The organism is Rosettibacter sp. KY25, from assembly GCF_057554405.1.
The window spans coordinates 60,791-76,910 of record NZ_BAAJAO010000003.1 but is presented as its reverse complement, the minus strand read 5'-3'; the positions used below and the strand labels follow the sequence as shown (position 1 = coordinate 76,910).

Below are 16,120 nucleotides of genomic sequence, written 5' to 3'. Positions count from 1 at the left end.
TCATCTTTTTAATCTTAATTATAATTAATCTTCACGTTGCTGTTTGCAGAAGAAACTCTTACATAACCCTGCATTTCCTGATGCAATGCAGAACAAAAATCAGTACAATAGAATGGATAGATACCAGGTTTTTGTGGTGTCCATAAAATTGTTTTTGTTTGTCCAGGCATTATCAATAGTTCAGAATTATTTAATCCTTTGACTGTAAATCCATGAGGTATATCCCAATCCTGTTCAAGATTAGTAACATGGAAATAAACTTTATCGCCGACTTTAATGCCTTCAATATTATCGGGTTTAAAATGTGTTCTGGTAGCTGTCATATAAACATGAACTTCGCTGCCATCTCTTACCACTTTAGTTTCTTTTTCGCTTTTTGTTTTGTATGGATTATTATTCTTTTCTAACTCATAAAATTTCTTATTGTTTTTAATTAGAATTTCTGCTGGAATAGCTTGAGCATAATGCGGTTCGCCTACTGTTGGAAAATCTAGTAAGAGTTTCATCTTATCCCCGGATATATCAATTAATTGTGCGGACTGGCAGAGTTCTGGACCAGTAGGCAAATATCTATCTTTTGTAATTTTATTAAGAGCAACAACATACTTACCCCATGGTTTTTTACTGTCTCCCCCAGGAATCATCAAGTGCCCAATTGAATAATAAGTTGGAATTCTATCGACAACTTCCCAGGTTCCTAATTTCCATTTAACTATTTCTGAAGAAATAAATGCAGAAGTATAAGCATATCCCTTCCCATCAAATTCAGTATGTAATGGACCTAAACCTGGATTTTCTACTTCACCTGCAATTACAGATTCATATCTTAGAATTGGTATTCCATCAATTTCACCAATAAAATCTTTTTTCTCAATTGCTTTAAGCATCTTTGAAAATGAATGAACTGGGATAACAGTTGCAAGTTTTCCTCCTGCAACAATATATTCACCGCTTGGGTCAACATCAACACCATGAGGAGATTTTGGCGTTGGTAAATAGTAAATTACTCCTGGACATTCTTTAGGATTGAGCACAAGTACTTTAGATAATTTTTCTGAATAAGCATGCTGTTTTTCTTCATCAAAAACATTATGAAAATATTCTGCATCTACTAATTTACCTTTCCCCTGTGAAATATATTTTTCTGCTTCTTTCCAGTTTACAGCTGCAATAAAATCTTTATCATTTTTTGATGCATTAATTTCGAGCAATGCATTTGCCTGCTCGCTATTGTATGAAGTAAAAAATGCCCAGCCGTGTGAAGGTCCTTTACCTGCATGTGCTAAATCATAATCAAAACCAGGAACAAGAATTTGAAAAGCAAGATTCATTCTTCCTGAATTCTGGTCTACTTTAATAAAAGATAATGTTCCTTTGAAATTTTCTTTATAAGAAGAAATCTCAACATCACGATTCGGAACTGGCACACTAAATCGAGTAGAAGCTACAACATATTCAGTATTTTCTGTAACAAAAGGCGAACCATGATTTCCGGCAGAATTTGGTATTTCAATTATTTCTGATGTTTCAAATGTTTTTAAATCTACTCTTGCAACTCGAGGTGTATTGTTTGCATTAATAAAAATCCAGCGCCCATCTGGAATTCCATTAGTTTGTGATAATTCAGGATGATGTGCATCGTCCCATGGCACAAAACCATAAGAAGTATTCAACATTGCTTTAGTTTCTTCTGAATAACCATACCCCGTTTCAGGATTTTGAGAAAATACATTTATCACTTTAAATAATCTTCCCGAGGGAAGTCCATAAACTGAAATTTGTCCATTAAATCCTCCCGACATAAATGCATAAAACTCATCATATTTGCCTGGTGCAACATAAACTTTTTGAGCTGCATCTGAAAAATTTCCTGCTTCTTTTGATTGCGAACAATTAAAAAGTATTGCTATTAAAATTACTGCAGGTATTGACAATAAAATTATTTTTCTTGTTTTCATACTGCCTCCTTTTTATTTAGCTTCAGAACGCAAATACTCAAGTATCTTTCTTGCATCTTCTTGAGTTACATTTTGAAAAGTCATTTGAGTTGCAAATTCACCTAAAAGTTTTTTTGCTTCTGGATGTTTTTGAGTCATCTCTTGAGGATTAAGAATCATATTCATAATGTATTCTGGTGTTCTTCTTTTTGTAACATCGCGAAGCGCTGGACCTGTATATCTTTCATCAAGTTTATGACATTGTGTGCATTTCTCTTCAAAAATTTTTTTGCCGCTTTCAGCCATAATTTTATCAATCGTAGTAGGAATATTCATTTTTTCTTTTATCGGACCAATTCCATTTTCATATTCAAAAACTGTTAATCCTGCTTTAATTGCTAATTTTTCCTTCTCAGGATCATAATTTGAATTATCCCCGCCACATGCAGATAATACAAGACTTAAAAACAATGCAAGTATTAATTGATTCTTCATTTTAACTCCTTCAATTTTGTTTTAATAAGTTTTTTTCTAATTCAATTGATTTTGGAAATAGTATATAATTTTCAAGATGAATATGTTTATGCATATCTTTTTCAAATTCTTTTAACTCTTCATATACCAAAGAAAATGTTGTGCATGCATCATCAGGCAATTTGTAATCATTTGTTAAATAACGAAGTTTATGCAGAATGTTACCAGCCGAATCATGTTCAACTTCCATTTGTCTAATTGGATTATTAATAGAGCCAAAACCACTTGTCTTTGGTTTTTCATTAAACTTCTGGCATTCAACCAAATATTTCATGTAAGGGAATAAAATTCTTTCTTCTTTCATCATGTGATTTTCTAATTCTTTTGATAATTGATTAAACAGTAATTTTATTTCTGTCAGATATTGATATTTACTGCCATGTTTTTCTACTACTTTATCTAAGAATGAAGAAATTCTTGGAACTGCTTCCAAAACATATTTATGATGAACATCCACTATATAATTAATTAATTCTAATATCCCCCAATCATTGAAGTTTTCTGATTTAACTGTTTCATTTTTTATTACTGAAAGTAGTTCATCAACAATTTTTTGCTTATCTGATTCTCTATCCCTTAAAACTTCATTAAGAGAAATATTGCCGTTACAGCAAAAATCAATTTTATATTTTTCTAATACTTCAGCAGTTTTATAATTTATCGTCACAATATCTTTTACTTTAATGTTTGAAAGCTCATCTATTGTTTTAATATCATTCATATTTGTTTCTCCTTCTTATTAAGTTTAAAAAATCCGATTATGTCATAAAAAATTTTATTCTTTTGCTTTTCCCGTAATAGAATAAGATTTAATTGCATAATTGAAATTTTTTATAAACTCTTTCCAGTTATCACAGAAAGGACAAATTTTTCTTTCACACAGATGCGACATATCAAACAAACACTCATTATTTTTTTCTTTGTAACCCAACACTCTGAATACAATTTCATATTTAATTTCATCCGGCGGCAATGCCAAATAAAAACCACCTCCTTTTCCTTTCTTTGATTTTAATAGACCCTGATAAACCAACGACTGCATAATTTTCGAGATAAATTCTTTTGGGATTTCTAATTCCTTAGATAACCTGGCTGCTGGAACTACTTCATTTTCTGATAGCTTGGTAAGATAAAGCAACGCTTTCATTCCATATTTTATTTTATTACTTATGAACATTTATTACAGAATATTTATTCTGATTAAACATAATAATCTTTATTATAGATGTCAAGTATTATTTTTTGCCAAAGAAATAAAATTATTATTGCCTTATTTTTTGAAGAAAATTGACAAGTTGAAATTTTTACAGTAAATTTAATACGGATTATTTAATCTGTTTATAAATTTGATTATTTTATGAAAATTATAAAGAATACTGAGGAACCAATTCAAAAATATAGATTCTTGATTCAACTCCTTTTTGCATTATTATGCATATGGATTGGAGTTGAATTCACAATTTTTGTAAAATCACTTGAATTACAGAATATAAATTCTGTTGCATATCGTCCGCCGGGAGTAGAGGGTTTTCTGCCTATCTCTTCACTTATGAGTATTTATTATTTTATCTTAACCGGCGAGATTCATTATGCTCATCCCTCAGGATTTTTTATTTTCCTTGCAATTGTTGCAATTTCATTTTTTGCCGGTAAATCTTTTTGCAGCTGGCTTTGTCCTATTGGATTTTTATCCGAAATGATTGGAGACTTTGGCGAGAATGTCTGGAAAAAATTATTCAAAAAAAGAGTAAAGCTTCCTAATTTTATTGATTATCCACTCAGGTCATTAAAATATCTTTTGCTTGGATTTTTCATCTACGCTATATTCTTTGCTATGACAGTTGATGCTTTGAAATTATTTCTTGATAGTCCTTACAATCTTGTTGCAGATATTAAAATGTATTATTTCTTTGCTAAGATAAGCAGATTTTCTTTAATCGTAATTTCTATTTTGTTTTTCCTTTCAATTGTAATTAGAAATTTTTGGTGCAGATATTTATGTCCATACGGAGCTTTGTTGGGAATAATTTCTTTTTTAAGTCCACTCAAAATTAAAAGAGAAGTCAAAAGCTGCATTGACTGCGGTTTATGTGCTAAAGCTTGTCCATCATTTATTAAAGTTGATAAAGTAATTAATGTTCGTTCTGATGAATGTTCAATGTGCTTAAGTTGTGTCGATGCATGTCCAGTAGCAAATACTCTCGAAGTTAAAACTAAAATATTAAATAAAAGAGTTCCTAAAAAAATTGTGGCTTTAGGTATTATTCTTATTTATATTGGAGTTACAGGGATAGGAATTTTAACGGGCAACTGGCAAAATAAAATTTCTAAACAGGAATACATTTTTCTTCATAAGAATATCGACAAATTAGGTCATCCTACTTCTGCAAAAGAAATTCGTGAATTAAATAATAAATCCAGTTCAGGAGAATTTAATGGAGCAGAATAAATCTAATTTCATTAAAAAAATTATTCATGCTTTAACACCCCCAGAAAACTGGAGACTGCCAGTAATAATTTTACTTGGTATTTTTTTCGGTTTGCTTTTCCATGTTGTTTATATTTCAAATGCATTGTCCTATGTATCAGATGACCCAAAAGTATGTGTAAATTGTCATATAATGCGCCCAGAATATGCAACATGGCAACGTGGAAGTCATGGAAGAGTAACAACTTGCAATGATTGTCATGTCCCACAGGATAATATTTTTAGAAAATATTGGTTTAAGGCAAATGACGGATTGAGACATGCAACAATTTTTACATTACGATTGGAACCGCAGGTAATTCAAATTAAAGAAGCAGGAAAAAAAGCTGTTCAAGAAAATTGCATTAGATGCCACACAAATCAAATTCATCCGATAAGTTTAAGAGCAATAAACAACAGAAGTGTAGCAGAACAAACAGAAAAATATTGTTGGGATTGTCATCGTGAAACACCGCATGGAAAAATTCACAGTCTTTCATCAACACCTTATGCAAGAGTGCCGAAATTAGAACCAATTATGTCTGAATGGTTATCAAAATTTTTTGAAGAAAAAGAAACAAAAAAATAAAAGGGAAAAATTATGAAACCAATTCAAGAAATTATTAAAAGCAAGCCATGGGTTGCATGGCTTCTGTTTTTTGCAACCGTAATAATTGTTTTCTTTATTGGATTGTTTGCTTCTTCAATTGTAGAAAGAAGAAGCGAAGCTTTTACACTTCAAGTTGTAAAGCCAATTGCAGAATGGGAACCACGCAACGAGGTATGGGGAGAAAATTACCCTCGTGAGTATGAAACTTATCTACAAACATTAGATACTTCTTTTGCAAGCAAGTATGCAGGTTCTGTTACAAGAGATTATCTTGCAATGTCTCCAGAACTTGTAATCATGTGGGCTGGTTATCCTTTTTCAAAAGATTATAAAACTCCAAGAGGTCATGCTTATGCAGTAAAAGATATTCGATTAACATTGAGAACAGGAGGAAATAAAATCAGTCCAATGCCTGCTACATGCTGGACATGCAAAAGCACTGATGTTCCAAGAGTTATGGCAAGAGATGGAGTAGAAAATTTTTATAAAGGCAAATGGATTGAAAAAGGTCATGAATTTGTAAATCCAATTGGATGTCAAGATTGTCACGACCCAAAAACAATGGACTTAAGAATTACAAGACCCGCTTTAATTGAAGCATTTCAAAGGCAGGGAAAAGACATTAAGAGTTTTACTCACAATGAAATGAGGTCGCTTGTTTGTGCTCAATGCCATGTTGAATATTATTTCAAAGGGGAAGGAAAATATTTAACATTTCCATGGGATAAAGGATTTAGTGCAGATTCAATGGAAAAATATTATGATGAATTAGAATTTTCTGATTGGACTCATGCATTAAGTAAAGCACCAATGTTAAAAGCTCAACATCCAGATTATGAATTATACATGACTGGAGTTCATGCAGATAGAGGAGTATCCTGTGCAGATTGTCATATGCCTTACAAAACTGAAGGCGGCGTAAAGTTTACTGACCATCATATTCAAAGTCCACTTAATAATATTGAAAATTCTTGTCAGGTTTGTCACAGAGAAAAAACTCAAAAGCTGATTCAAAATGTTTATGAAAGACAGGATAAAATTAATGAATTAAGAAAGATTGCAGAAAAAGCAATTGCAGCTGCTCACATTGAAGCTAAAATTGCATGGGATAACGGTGCAACAGAATCAGAAATGAAAAATGCTTTGAAATTAATTCGACATGCTCAATGGAGATGGGATTGGGTAGCTGCAGCAAATGGCATGGGATTTCATTCACCTGTTGAAGCTTTACGAGTTCTTGGAACCGCAATTCAAAAAGCTGAAGAAGCAAGAAAAGAAATTGCTTTGGTTCTGATTAAACATGGAGTTAAATATCCCGTTGCTTTGCCTGATATATCAACCAAAGAAAAAGCACAAAAATTTATCGGCTTAAACATGAAAGAACTCGAAGATGATAAAGCAGAATTTTTGAAAACAACAGTTGTCGAATGGGATAAAAAAGCAAAAGAACGACAAGGCACACTTAAAACTTATTAAGGGGGAAATATGAAAAAACTATTTTTGATTACTTTAATCCTTGTTTCTTATTTCAATTTGTATTCACAGGATAACTTAAAATTCTCTTTTCAAATTAGACCAAGATTCGAAATCGACAACAAAGATTTCAAATCTTCTACAAATCCAAATACTTTTACTCAATTACGAACAAGATTAGGACTATCATTCAAGCCATTAAAAACTCTTTCTGGATTTGTTCAAATTCAAGATTCAAGAACTTTTGGAGAAGAACAATCAACTTTATCCAATTCTAAGAATCTTGATGTTCATCAAGCATATTTTGTAATTAATGATATTTTCAATCTCCCTGTTGATATCAAAATTGGAAGAATGGAATTATCTTACGGCTCGGAAAGGTTTATTGGTCCTGTAGGCTGGAGCAATATTGGAAGGTCTTTTGATGGCGGGCTTATTGCTTTCAAAGATAAAAGTTTCAAAGCAGAACTTTTTGCAATTCGTGAATTTGAAAAATTCAATCCATCAGATTCTTTAGACCAGAATATTTATGGATTATTCACCGATTTATATTTATCGGGCTCTTATAAAATTCAGCCTTTTATTATTTGGCAAAGAATTAATCCAACAAGTTATCTCGACAGGGCAACAGCCGGTTTTTATGTAAAAGGTGAATTAGGAAGATTTCAACATGAAATTGATTTTGGATATCAATTTGGAAAAGCATTCATATCAAATAGAAAACAAGATGTCAACGCATTAACTTTTTCAATCAACGGGAATTACACATTCAAAAGAAATTGCAAACCAACGATTGGTGTGCAGTTTGATTATGCAAGCGGAGATGATAATTTAACTGATAATAATTATAAAGCATTTACAAGTTTATATCCTACAGGTCATAAATTTTATGGCTATATGGATTATTTTGTAAATCTTCAAAACGATACTTATGGATTAGGTATTATGGATTTAATTGGTAAATTTAACTTCATGCCTTTGGATGGATTAGCAATTAATTTCAACTATCATCTTTTCAAATCTGCTAAAGATTATAAATTAATTTCCAACAAAACTACAAATGATTTTGGTTCGGAATTAGATATTCTAATTAATTACAAATACAACGAATATGTGAACTTTGAAGGTGGTGCATCATTATTTTTCCCTGGAGAAATTTTTAAGGAAAAGAAAGGAAAAGATACTTCCACCTGGTTTTATTTAATGGCTGTTATAAACATTTAGCAATCAAAATTTCGAAAGAGCTGACTAATAATAAAAACAATGATGTAATGTTTTATAAAAATTTATTAGTCAGCTCTTATTTATAAAAGCGTTATTAAAATTAGTGGTAGGTGAGACAGAGTCAAAATTCCAAATCGATAAATTGATTCTTTTCTTGCATCTTGTGAGAGATAAGAAAAATAAATTCCTTTCATAATTGTATTGCTCATCATTGCAATTAATACTGCAGATACGAGAATATTAATTCCAAAGTTTGGAGAACTGATTAAAGATAAAATAAACGGGTCAATATCTGTAACTCCTACTACAGCAGAAAGTGTTAGAACTCCAGATTTACCAAAATACATTTTTACCCATCCAGTTATAACAGATAAAACAATAAATAAAACTGCGAACAATAATGCAGGTCTGATTTCAAATGGGTTTTGAAGATTTTGTGATTCCTTGTTGAAATAAGATTTGCCTGAACGAACTTTCATTTTAAAAAATGATAAGGCAAAACCAATTAAGCTGAGAATAATCAACTGCCACCAAATATGAATAACAATAGATGGACTGATAATAAAAATCAAAATCAATACTCTTAAATACATAACACTCGATGCAATCAATGAACCTTGAAGAGCATTTTTCGATATGGTTTCATTTTTTTGAGCTATCCTTCCATAGGCAATTGCAACTGCCGTGCTTGAAACTATTCCGCCAACCAAACCAGACAATCTAAAACCAATATGGTCGCCAAATCTTTTTGACAAGAAATATCCAATAAATCCAAGAGAAGAAACAATGATTACAATTTTCCAGATTTTAGATGGATTAAGATTGAACATCGTATAATCTTTATCCGGCAGAACAGGAAGAATAATTAAAGTAACAAGAAGAAATTTAAGAACTGCAAGAAATTCAACACGGTCGAGTTTTTCGACCATTTCTTCCAGTCTTGATTTTTCAGAAAGCAGAATTGTATTAATAATTCCAAGAGCCATCGAAGCCCAGATATCAACAAGAAATGCAAGTGCACCCACAATAAATGTTACAAGTGCTGTAACTTCGCTTGTAACACCAAGTCTTTCTGATTGAACTTTTGTAAAATATGAAATTGCTGTTAATCCCGAGACAGCAATTAAACCAATTGGCAGTATAGCTTGAACACCAATGTGATAAAGCCATGCACATCCAAATCCAAGCATGCTTATTATTGGATATGTCCTGATGCCGCCAAGTACAATTTTCTTTTGTCGGGATTTGCTGCTTTCGCGTTCAAGTCCAACTAAAAAGCCAAGAGCGAGAGCAACTAAGAATCTTAATTGTTCTGTCCATTCAATTGAAAGCATGTTAAATCATTTTCTTTTTTCACAATTTGCTCAAAAAAATTTGAATTGTAAAGCATGTTAAATTGTAAATTGTCTTTCAATTACCACTTATTATAATGAATTCTTTCCGGCTTAAATCTTTCAGGTGTAGATTTTGACTCGTTGGGATAACCAACCGCAACAAGTGAAACAGGAATAATATTTTCTGGAATTTCAAAAAATTTTGAGAGAGCATTCATTCTTTCTTTACGCGGATAAACGCCAAGCCAAACTGCACCCAAACCTAAATCGTGCGCTGCAAGCAGCAGATTTTGTGTAGCAGCAGCACAATTAATTGCAATATAACCTTCCATTTTTTCTAATGTTAAATCTCCGCATATCATAATTGCAAGCGGAGCTTCATAACACATATCTGCATAAGGATGCAGACGAGGAATTTCATCAAGCTTTTTCCTGTCATTAATTACAATAAAATGCCAGGGCTGAGTATTTCTTGCAGAAGGCGCATACATTGCAGCTTGAAGCATTTTAATTATCAATTCTTCTTCAATTTCCTTGTTCTTAAATTTTCTTATGCTTCTTCTTGTAATAATTGCTTCGAGTGTCTCCATAGCTAAATTTTTTTTGTTGCAAATTAAAAAATTTTTTAATGTTGATTACATGATGCTTTAATTGCTATTTTATGAAAGCAAGTTACTTACTAACTTATTAGTAAATATGATAATTCAAAAAGAAATTACCTTGAAAGCAAAATCCCGCGGATTTCATTTGATTACAAATGAGATTCTTAATCATATTCCAGAGATTAACGACATTAAAATTGGCATTGCACACATTTTTATAAAACACACTTCTGCATCTTTAACAATAAATGAAAATGCAGATCCAACTGTTCGTTCTGATATGGAAACCTATTTCAATAAAATTGTTCCTGAAAATGCAAGTTATTTTGAACATACACTTGAAGGTTCTGATGATATGACATCTCACATAAAAACTACAATTATTGGAAGTTCTTTATTTATACCAATTACGAATGGAAGATTTAATCTTGGCACATGGCAGGGAATTTATTTATGCGAGCATAGAAATTATGGCGGACCGAGAAAAATTGTCGTCACACTTTTAGGTGAGAAATAAAAATTATTAAAAAATAAATTGAACATTATACTGCTTATCTCAAAATTTAGGCGAGAAATTTTCATAAAAATTTTTCAGTAAATAAAAAGCTTTCTTGCGAATTCCTTTTTCTGATATAACTCCCTTTCTATTCCATTGGTCTTGAATATCAGGAAGTAATCTTGTTGGAGATCGGAAATCAGCTAATATCCAAGGAGTTATTCCACGAAGTTGTGGAATTTGAGAAATCATAAATAAGTTTTTCTTATATAAATCTTCTTGAAATTCTTCTGTCCAAATTGTTAATGTATCTCCATGAAAGCCTTGCAGACAGCCCCCACCAAATTCAGAAATAATAACTGGTTTATTGAATTTAATTTCCCATTTTGTTTTTAAACATTTATCTGGTAAACCATCATACCAGCCGACATACTCGTTTATTCCGATTACATCCATTAATGCAGCTGTTGAGTCATCAAATATTTTTGTAAATAGATTATCTTTACTCGTATAAAATGAATTAAAAGCTTTGCTTATAAGACGAGTATTATCAATCAATCTGGCTTTTTGACAAAGCTCTTTAATGAATTGATGCCTGCGTGGATTATTTGGGGTTTCATTTCCAACCGACCAAATAATTATTGATGCTCTGTTTTTATCGCGTGAAATCATTTCCTCTAAGTAGCCTTTGGCAATTTCAAGTGTTGATGGATTTGACCAATCAATATCCCAATAAACAGGAATTTCAGACCAAACGAGTATTCCCATTTTATCTGCTATTCGAGTCATAAACTCATTATGAGGATAATGTGCAAGCCGGACAAAATTACATCCCAATTCTTTTGCCCAACCAAGCAGCATTTCGGCATCTTCTTTTAAATAAGCTCTACTTCCTCTAATTGGATTTTCTTCATGAATATTTATTCCTTTTAGAAAAATTGGTTTATTATTTAGATAAATATCTGTTCCCTTTACTTCTATTGTTCTGAAACCAATCTCATCTTTCACAATATCATTTTTACTTTTTATAACCACCTCATAAAGTTTTGGATTTTCAGGTGACCATAACTCAATTTTCTTTACATCACAATTAATTTTTGCATAACCATTGTCATCGGTTTGAAATTTTTTATTGATTTTTAATTCGGGTATTTCAATTGTTATTTCTTGAATTTTATCTTTCCCATCAAGTTTTACATAACCTTGAATTTTATTGTTAGAACCTTTTTCTAATTGAATGCAATAATCAATTATAAAAGTTTCGGGCACTTCAATCAAAAGAACATCGCGGGTAATGCCACCATAATTCCACCAATCAGTTTTTAGTGCAGGTATATATTCTTTTTTCCTTTCGTTATCTACACTTATGAACAATGAATTGTTTTTTTCTTTAAGATAATTTGTAATTTCAAAATTGAATGGTGTAAATCCTCCTTTATGAGTTCCAATTATGTTACCATTCAAATAAACTTCCGCATCATAATTTGCAGCTCCTATGTAAATAAACACTCGATTTGATGGATTTATTTTTTGATAATCAAAAACTTTTCTATACCAAATAAGACCTTCATAATAAAATAGCTTTTCTGATTGAGTATTCCAGTCGCCGGGGACATAAATGGTCAAGCTTTTATCTAAATCGTATTCAATCCGTTCACTTTTATTTGATTGTTTGCGATCCATAAAAATTCCTTCGTACCAATCATTTCTTTTGCCGCTTTTATATGGGTCAACTACATATTTCCATTTTCCATTTAATGTAGTATAATTTCTCCCATAGGGATTTTGAATTAAATTTATTTGAGGATTTACAATGAATGGAAATAAAGTAAATAAGAAAACTAATTTTTTCATAGAAAGCCCTGAAGATTTTATTTCTTTAATCTTATTTGAAAAATTTAATTACTGAGGTCAAAAAATTTTTGACGTAACTCCAAAAAAATTGAACAATAATTCCTTTTAATCAACACTTACAAGCTCAGCAACATTCTGCCAGTGTTTTATAAAATCATTGAACTCATATTTAATCGAACGAAATTTTTCATTTGAAATATATAGTTCGCAATCGTCATCAGATAAAATTGTAATACAATTCATTAAAGCTCTGCCGTTGTGGTATGTAGCTTTCCATATTGTTCCTTTGGGTTCAGTTCTGTAATGAGGTTCTTTTTCAAGACTGCCCCAGTACCAGTCGCCATATTTGTGGTCAATTAAATATTTTTTTATGTATTCCCATTCTTTTAAAAATAGTTTATAATATTTTTTTTCGTTAGGGAATATTTTAGAAAACAGCAGCAATACATTTAATGCTTCTGCCTGTGCCCACCAGTTTTTTGTGTCTTTAATTATTTGGCATTTACCATTTTCGGTGAAATAATAACCTTCGTCAAAGAATCCGCCATTTTTTTTATCCCATCCATTTTCAATTGCGTGGTCTAACATTTTTTTTGCAGTTCTTAATGTTTCAACATCATTTTCAAGTCCTAATGCATAAGATGCTTCGAGCATTAAAAAAGCAGTTTCATAATCATGACCAAAAGAAACATGGTCTAATCTGTAATTAGCTTTTCTTATTTCTTCAGGTGCATTTCTGAATGAAACAGGTTTCCAATCTCTTTCAAAGAATAATTGGAGATATCCTTTTGGTGTTGTTATTACATCACGAATAATTGTTAAGAGTTCTAATAAGCGGTTATACAATTTTTTATCTTTCCATACATGATAAAGTTCTGTGAAAGCTTCTAACAAATGGATTGAAGAATTTTGGTCTTTGTAACCACATTCTACTGCATCACTAGCTTTCGTTTTGTATGAACTATTTTTATCGAAAGGAATTCCTTCTCGTGTAAGAAATTGAAAATAGCCTTTAAATTGCGGGTCGTAAGCATGTTTATCAAGCCAATCAAAAGCATTTATTGCAGCTTCGAGTATATTTTTATCTTTTGTAATATCATAAAGAGCAGCAAGACCATAAATTGCAAAGGCATTTCCATAAGTTCTTTTTTCATCAAGCCAGCCTTCAATTTCACATAAGTTTCCTTCACGGCTACGTATTTGATAAAATCCTCCATATTTATCGTCCCACATTTTTTCCATCATAAATTTGAAGCCATGAAGTGAATAATCATAATATTTTTCACTGTTAAGAAATCTTGCTGCTTTTGCAGTTGTCCACATATGTCTTGCCTGTGTAACAATCATCTTTTCCTGCGAAGGCATAAGTTTAAAATCAAAAGTAATGTTAGTAAAGTAACCACCATATTCTTTGTCAATAGCAAGCGGGTACCATTTTTCTAATAAATTTTTTGTCAATTCATCAAGCATTTCTAAGCAGTTTTTTTGTTTTGAGGTTTTGCTCATTTTTCTCATTTTGACATTAAGTTCATATTGCAAATATTATGCTAACAAAAGAATGCATATTTCAATGAATTTATAAAGTGTATTTTTTACAATATGATAATAGTTTTATTAAAATAATAAAGTATCATTCCCAACGACTTTGAATTTATTATCAAAAAGTAAATTAAAAACGGCATAGTTTTAGAGGTATAAAATCTTCTGGAATATTATGTTATTTTTAGTCAAATTTTTGAAAGAACAAAAATCTGGAATAGTTATGAACAAAAAAATTACTCACCTTTTAATTTTATTAATCAGCTTACTTTTTCTGCAGTGCAGTGCAAGTAAATTTACTTCGTTTGTAGAAAGAAAAGACGATAAACTTTTTGATAATGGAAAAGAATTAAGATTCATTTCATTTAATATTCCAAATCTTCATTACATAGAAGATTATCTTCCATTTGATTCAACAAATCCTTGGCGACTTCCAGATGAATTTGAAATTCGGGATGCTTTAACTTCTATAAAACAGCTTGGCGGAAAAGTTGTTAGAATGTATGTTTTATCCGTAAAAAGAGATATTGATTCTCCTGATATAATCCGCCACGTAGAAGGTCCTGGGAAATTTAATGAAGAAGCATTCAAAGCACTCGATAAAGTTCTTCAAATAGCAAATGAAGTTGGTGTAAGAGTTATAATTCCTTTTGTTGATAATTGGCACTGGTGGGGAGGACCAAGAGAATATGCTGCATTTAGAGACAAAGACCGTGATGCATTTTGGACAGACCCTGAAATTATTTCCGATTTCAAAAAAACCATTGAATTTACAATCAATAGAAAAAATACCTATACAGGAGTTCTTTATAAAGACGATAAAGCAATATTTGGCTGGGAAACAGGAAATGAATTAAACGCACCTTACGAATGGACAAAAGAAATTGCTGCTTATATAAAAAGTCTTGACAAAAATCATCTTGTAATTGAAGGAAGAAATTCACCAGACTTATCAGTTGAAGCAATTCAAGATACAAATATAGATGTAGTAACAACACATCATTATAGAGATACAAAACTCAATCTTAAAAAAATAGTTGATAATCAAAGTATGGCTAAAGGAAAAAAGCCGTACATTATCGGCGAGTTTGGAATTGTTCCGCCGCAGGAAATTCGCGCAATAACAGATACTATAATTAATCAAGGTATTACAGGAGGAATGATATGGAGTTTAAGATTTCACAACCGAGAAGGTGGTTTTTATCATCATTATGAATACAACAATGTAGCTGCATATCGCTGGCCTGGATTTAGCAGCGGAGATTGGTACGACGAAAAATTAGTATTAAACATGATTAGAGAAAAAGCTTATCAAATTGATGGCTTGTCTGTTCCTCCTATGCCCGTCCCCGAAAAACCAAGATTACTTGATTTTGATGACATATCCCAAATTTCATGGCAAGGTTCCACAGGAGCTCAATCTTATATTATTGAAAGAAAAGAAGAATATGTTGATGAATGGAAAGTGATTGCAGATAATGTAGACGATGCTCAATATCAATATCGACCATTGTTCAATGATGAAACTGCAGAAATTGGAAAACGATATTTTTATAGAATTGCTGCCAAAAATGAATCAGGAATTTCTGATTATTCAAATATAATCGGACCAGTAGAAGTGAAATTCAAAAAAATTGTTGATGAAATGGAAAACTTTAATAAAGTTTTTCAAAAAGATGGTGAGTTTGAATTTCTTACTTATCAGGATATTAGAAGAGCGAAAGAAGACAGAAGCAGATTAACAGGGAAAAATGGAAGTTACTTGATTTATAAAACACCATTGAATATTTCCGAAATTAAAATAGATTTCTTTTCAACAGATGAAAATGCCGATATAAAAATATTTGCTGGTAACAATGTTGATTTACTGCAAGAAGTTTTCCCAGAAAAACAAGTATTCAAATTTGGCAAAAACGACTACAATTTTTTTGATGCTGTAAGATATACTGTGAACAATGTCCCAAATGATTCAAGATTTGTAAAAATTGTATTGAACGAAGGAATTCAGATTAGCCGAGTTGAAATAAAATATCAGCCATAATTAAAGCAG

14 protein-coding genes are annotated in these 16,120 nt (G+C 31.3%); 6 read left to right on the top strand and 8 right to left on the bottom strand.

Annotation, left to right across the window (positions count from 1 at the left end):
- Positions 1–14: 14 nt before the first annotated feature.
- Genes nosZ through AC27L2_RS02815 form a run of 4 tightly spaced genes read right to left on the bottom strand, consistent with a single transcriptional unit; the run spans position 15 to position 3,648 of the window.
- Positions 15–1,958 (bottom strand): Sec-dependent nitrous-oxide reductase, encoded by a 1,944-nt coding sequence (gene nosZ / locus AC27L2_RS02830; protein WP_487210149.1) that lies wholly within the window; start codon positions 1,956–1,958, stop codon positions 15–17.
- Between the two features lie 12 nt (positions 1,959–1,970).
- Positions 1,971–2,432: a c-type cytochrome gene (locus AC27L2_RS02825; RefSeq protein ID WP_487210148.1), complete on the bottom strand. Its 462-nt coding sequence runs from the start codon at positions 2,430–2,432 to the stop codon at positions 1,971–1,973.
- Between the two features lie 10 nt (positions 2,433–2,442).
- Positions 2,443–3,192, bottom strand: a complete 750-nt coding sequence (gene ric / locus AC27L2_RS02820) for an iron-sulfur cluster repair di-iron protein (protein WP_487210147.1) — start codon at positions 3,190–3,192, stop codon at positions 2,443–2,445.
- Between the two features lie 54 nt (positions 3,193–3,246).
- Positions 3,247–3,648, bottom strand: a complete 402-nt coding sequence (locus tag AC27L2_RS02815; protein ID WP_487210145.1) for an Rrf2 family transcriptional regulator — start codon at positions 3,646–3,648, stop codon at positions 3,247–3,249.
- A 180-nt stretch (positions 3,649–3,828) separates the two neighbouring features.
- On the opposite strand from AC27L2_RS02815, the gene AC27L2_RS02810 reads away from it, so the two are divergent.
- The 4 genes from AC27L2_RS02810 to AC27L2_RS02795 are packed head-to-tail and all read left to right on the top strand — an operon-like array spanning position 3,829 to position 8,245.
- Positions 3,829–4,920, top strand: coding sequence for a 4Fe-4S binding protein (locus AC27L2_RS02810; protein WP_487210144.1), 1,092 nt, complete (start codon positions 3,829–3,831; stop codon positions 4,918–4,920).
- Positions 4,907–5,527, top strand: coding sequence for a cytochrome c nitrite reductase small subunit (gene nrfH / locus AC27L2_RS02805; RefSeq protein WP_487210143.1), 621 nt, complete (start codon positions 4,907–4,909; stop codon positions 5,525–5,527). The genes AC27L2_RS02810 and nrfH overlap by 14 nt, the downstream gene beginning before the upstream one ends.
- A gap of 12 nt (positions 5,528–5,539) precedes the next feature.
- Complete coding sequence (nrfA, locus tag AC27L2_RS02800; RefSeq protein ID WP_487210142.1) at positions 5,540–7,024, top strand: ammonia-forming cytochrome c nitrite reductase; 1,485 nt, start codon at positions 5,540–5,542, stop codon at positions 7,022–7,024.
- A 9-nt stretch (positions 7,025–7,033) separates the two neighbouring features.
- Positions 7,034–8,245: an alginate export family protein gene (locus tag AC27L2_RS02795; RefSeq protein WP_487210141.1), complete on the top strand. Its 1,212-nt coding sequence runs from the start codon at positions 7,034–7,036 to the stop codon at positions 8,243–8,245.
- Positions 8,246–8,325: 80 nt separating this feature from the next.
- Here AC27L2_RS02795 and AC27L2_RS02790 read toward each other — a convergent pair whose 3' ends face one another.
- Together AC27L2_RS02790 and AC27L2_RS02785 are read right to left on the bottom strand one after the other, a co-directional pair.
- Complete coding sequence (locus AC27L2_RS02790; protein ID WP_487210140.1) at positions 8,326–9,579, bottom strand: MgtC/SapB family protein; 1,254 nt, start codon at positions 9,577–9,579, stop codon at positions 8,326–8,328.
- Between the two features lie 80 nt (positions 9,580–9,659).
- Positions 9,660–10,169 (bottom strand): nitroreductase family protein, encoded by a 510-nt coding sequence (locus AC27L2_RS02785; RefSeq protein WP_487210139.1) that lies wholly within the window; start codon positions 10,167–10,169, stop codon positions 9,660–9,662.
- A 106-nt stretch (positions 10,170–10,275) separates the two neighbouring features.
- On the opposite strand from AC27L2_RS02785, the gene AC27L2_RS02780 reads away from it, so the two are divergent.
- Positions 10,276–10,698, top strand: a complete 423-nt coding sequence (locus AC27L2_RS02780) for a secondary thiamine-phosphate synthase enzyme YjbQ (protein WP_487210138.1) — start codon at positions 10,276–10,278, stop codon at positions 10,696–10,698.
- A 39-nt stretch (positions 10,699–10,737) separates the two neighbouring features.
- On the opposite strand, the gene AC27L2_RS02775 is transcribed toward AC27L2_RS02780, so the two are convergent.
- Together AC27L2_RS02775 and AC27L2_RS02770 are read right to left on the bottom strand one after the other, a co-directional pair.
- On the bottom strand, positions 10,738–12,531 hold the full coding sequence (locus AC27L2_RS02775; RefSeq protein WP_487210137.1) for a glycoside hydrolase family 2 protein: 1,794 nt from the start codon (positions 12,529–12,531) through the stop codon (positions 10,738–10,740).
- Between the two features lie 105 nt (positions 12,532–12,636).
- Positions 12,637–14,037, bottom strand: a complete 1,401-nt coding sequence (locus AC27L2_RS02770) for an AGE family epimerase/isomerase (protein ID WP_487210136.1) — start codon at positions 14,035–14,037, stop codon at positions 12,637–12,639.
- A gap of 256 nt (positions 14,038–14,293) precedes the next feature.
- On the opposite strand from AC27L2_RS02770, the gene AC27L2_RS02765 reads away from it, so the two are divergent.
- A complete protein-coding gene (locus tag AC27L2_RS02765) occupies positions 14,294–16,111 on the top strand; it encodes a cellulase family glycosylhydrolase (RefSeq protein ID WP_487210135.1) in 1,818 nt (605 codons plus the stop codon).
- The last annotated feature ends 9 nt before the right edge of the window (positions 16,112–16,120 follow it).

Coding starts and splice junctions, on each gene's coding strand:
- nosZ (WP_487210149.1), bottom strand. CDS start 1,958: ATGAAAACAAGAAAAATAATTTTATTGTCAATACCTGCAGTAATTTTA.
- AC27L2_RS02825 (WP_487210148.1), bottom strand. CDS start 2,432: ATGAAGAATCAATTAATACTTGCATTGTTTTTAAGTCTTGTATTATCT.
- ric (WP_487210147.1), bottom strand. CDS start 3,192: ATGAATGATATTAAAACAATAGATGAGCTTTCAAACATTAAAGTAAAA.
- AC27L2_RS02815 (WP_487210145.1), bottom strand. CDS start 3,648: ATGTTCATAAGTAATAAAATAAAATATGGAATGAAAGCGTTGCTTTAT.
- AC27L2_RS02810 (WP_487210144.1), top strand. CDS start 3,829: ATGAAAATTATAAAGAATACTGAGGAACCAATTCAAAAATATAGATTC.
- nrfH (WP_487210143.1), top strand. CDS start 4,907: ATGGAGCAGAATAAATCTAATTTCATTAAAAAAATTATTCATGCTTTA.
- nrfA (WP_487210142.1), top strand. CDS start 5,540: ATGAAACCAATTCAAGAAATTATTAAAAGCAAGCCATGGGTTGCATGG.
- AC27L2_RS02795 (WP_487210141.1), top strand. CDS start 7,034: ATGAAAAAACTATTTTTGATTACTTTAATCCTTGTTTCTTATTTCAAT.
- AC27L2_RS02790 (WP_487210140.1), bottom strand. CDS start 9,579: ATGCTTTCAATTGAATGGACAGAACAATTAAGATTCTTAGTTGCTCTC.
- AC27L2_RS02785 (WP_487210139.1), bottom strand. CDS start 10,169: ATGGAGACACTCGAAGCAATTATTACAAGAAGAAGCATAAGAAAATTT.
- AC27L2_RS02780 (WP_487210138.1), top strand. CDS start 10,276: ATGATAATTCAAAAAGAAATTACCTTGAAAGCAAAATCCCGCGGATTT.
- AC27L2_RS02775 (WP_487210137.1), bottom strand. CDS start 12,531: ATGAAAAAATTAGTTTTCTTATTTACTTTATTTCCATTCATTGTAAAT.
- AC27L2_RS02770 (WP_487210136.1), bottom strand. CDS start 14,037: ATGAGCAAAACCTCAAAACAAAAAAACTGCTTAGAAATGCTTGATGAA.
- AC27L2_RS02765 (WP_487210135.1), top strand. CDS start 14,294: ATGAACAAAAAAATTACTCACCTTTTAATTTTATTAATCAGCTTACTT.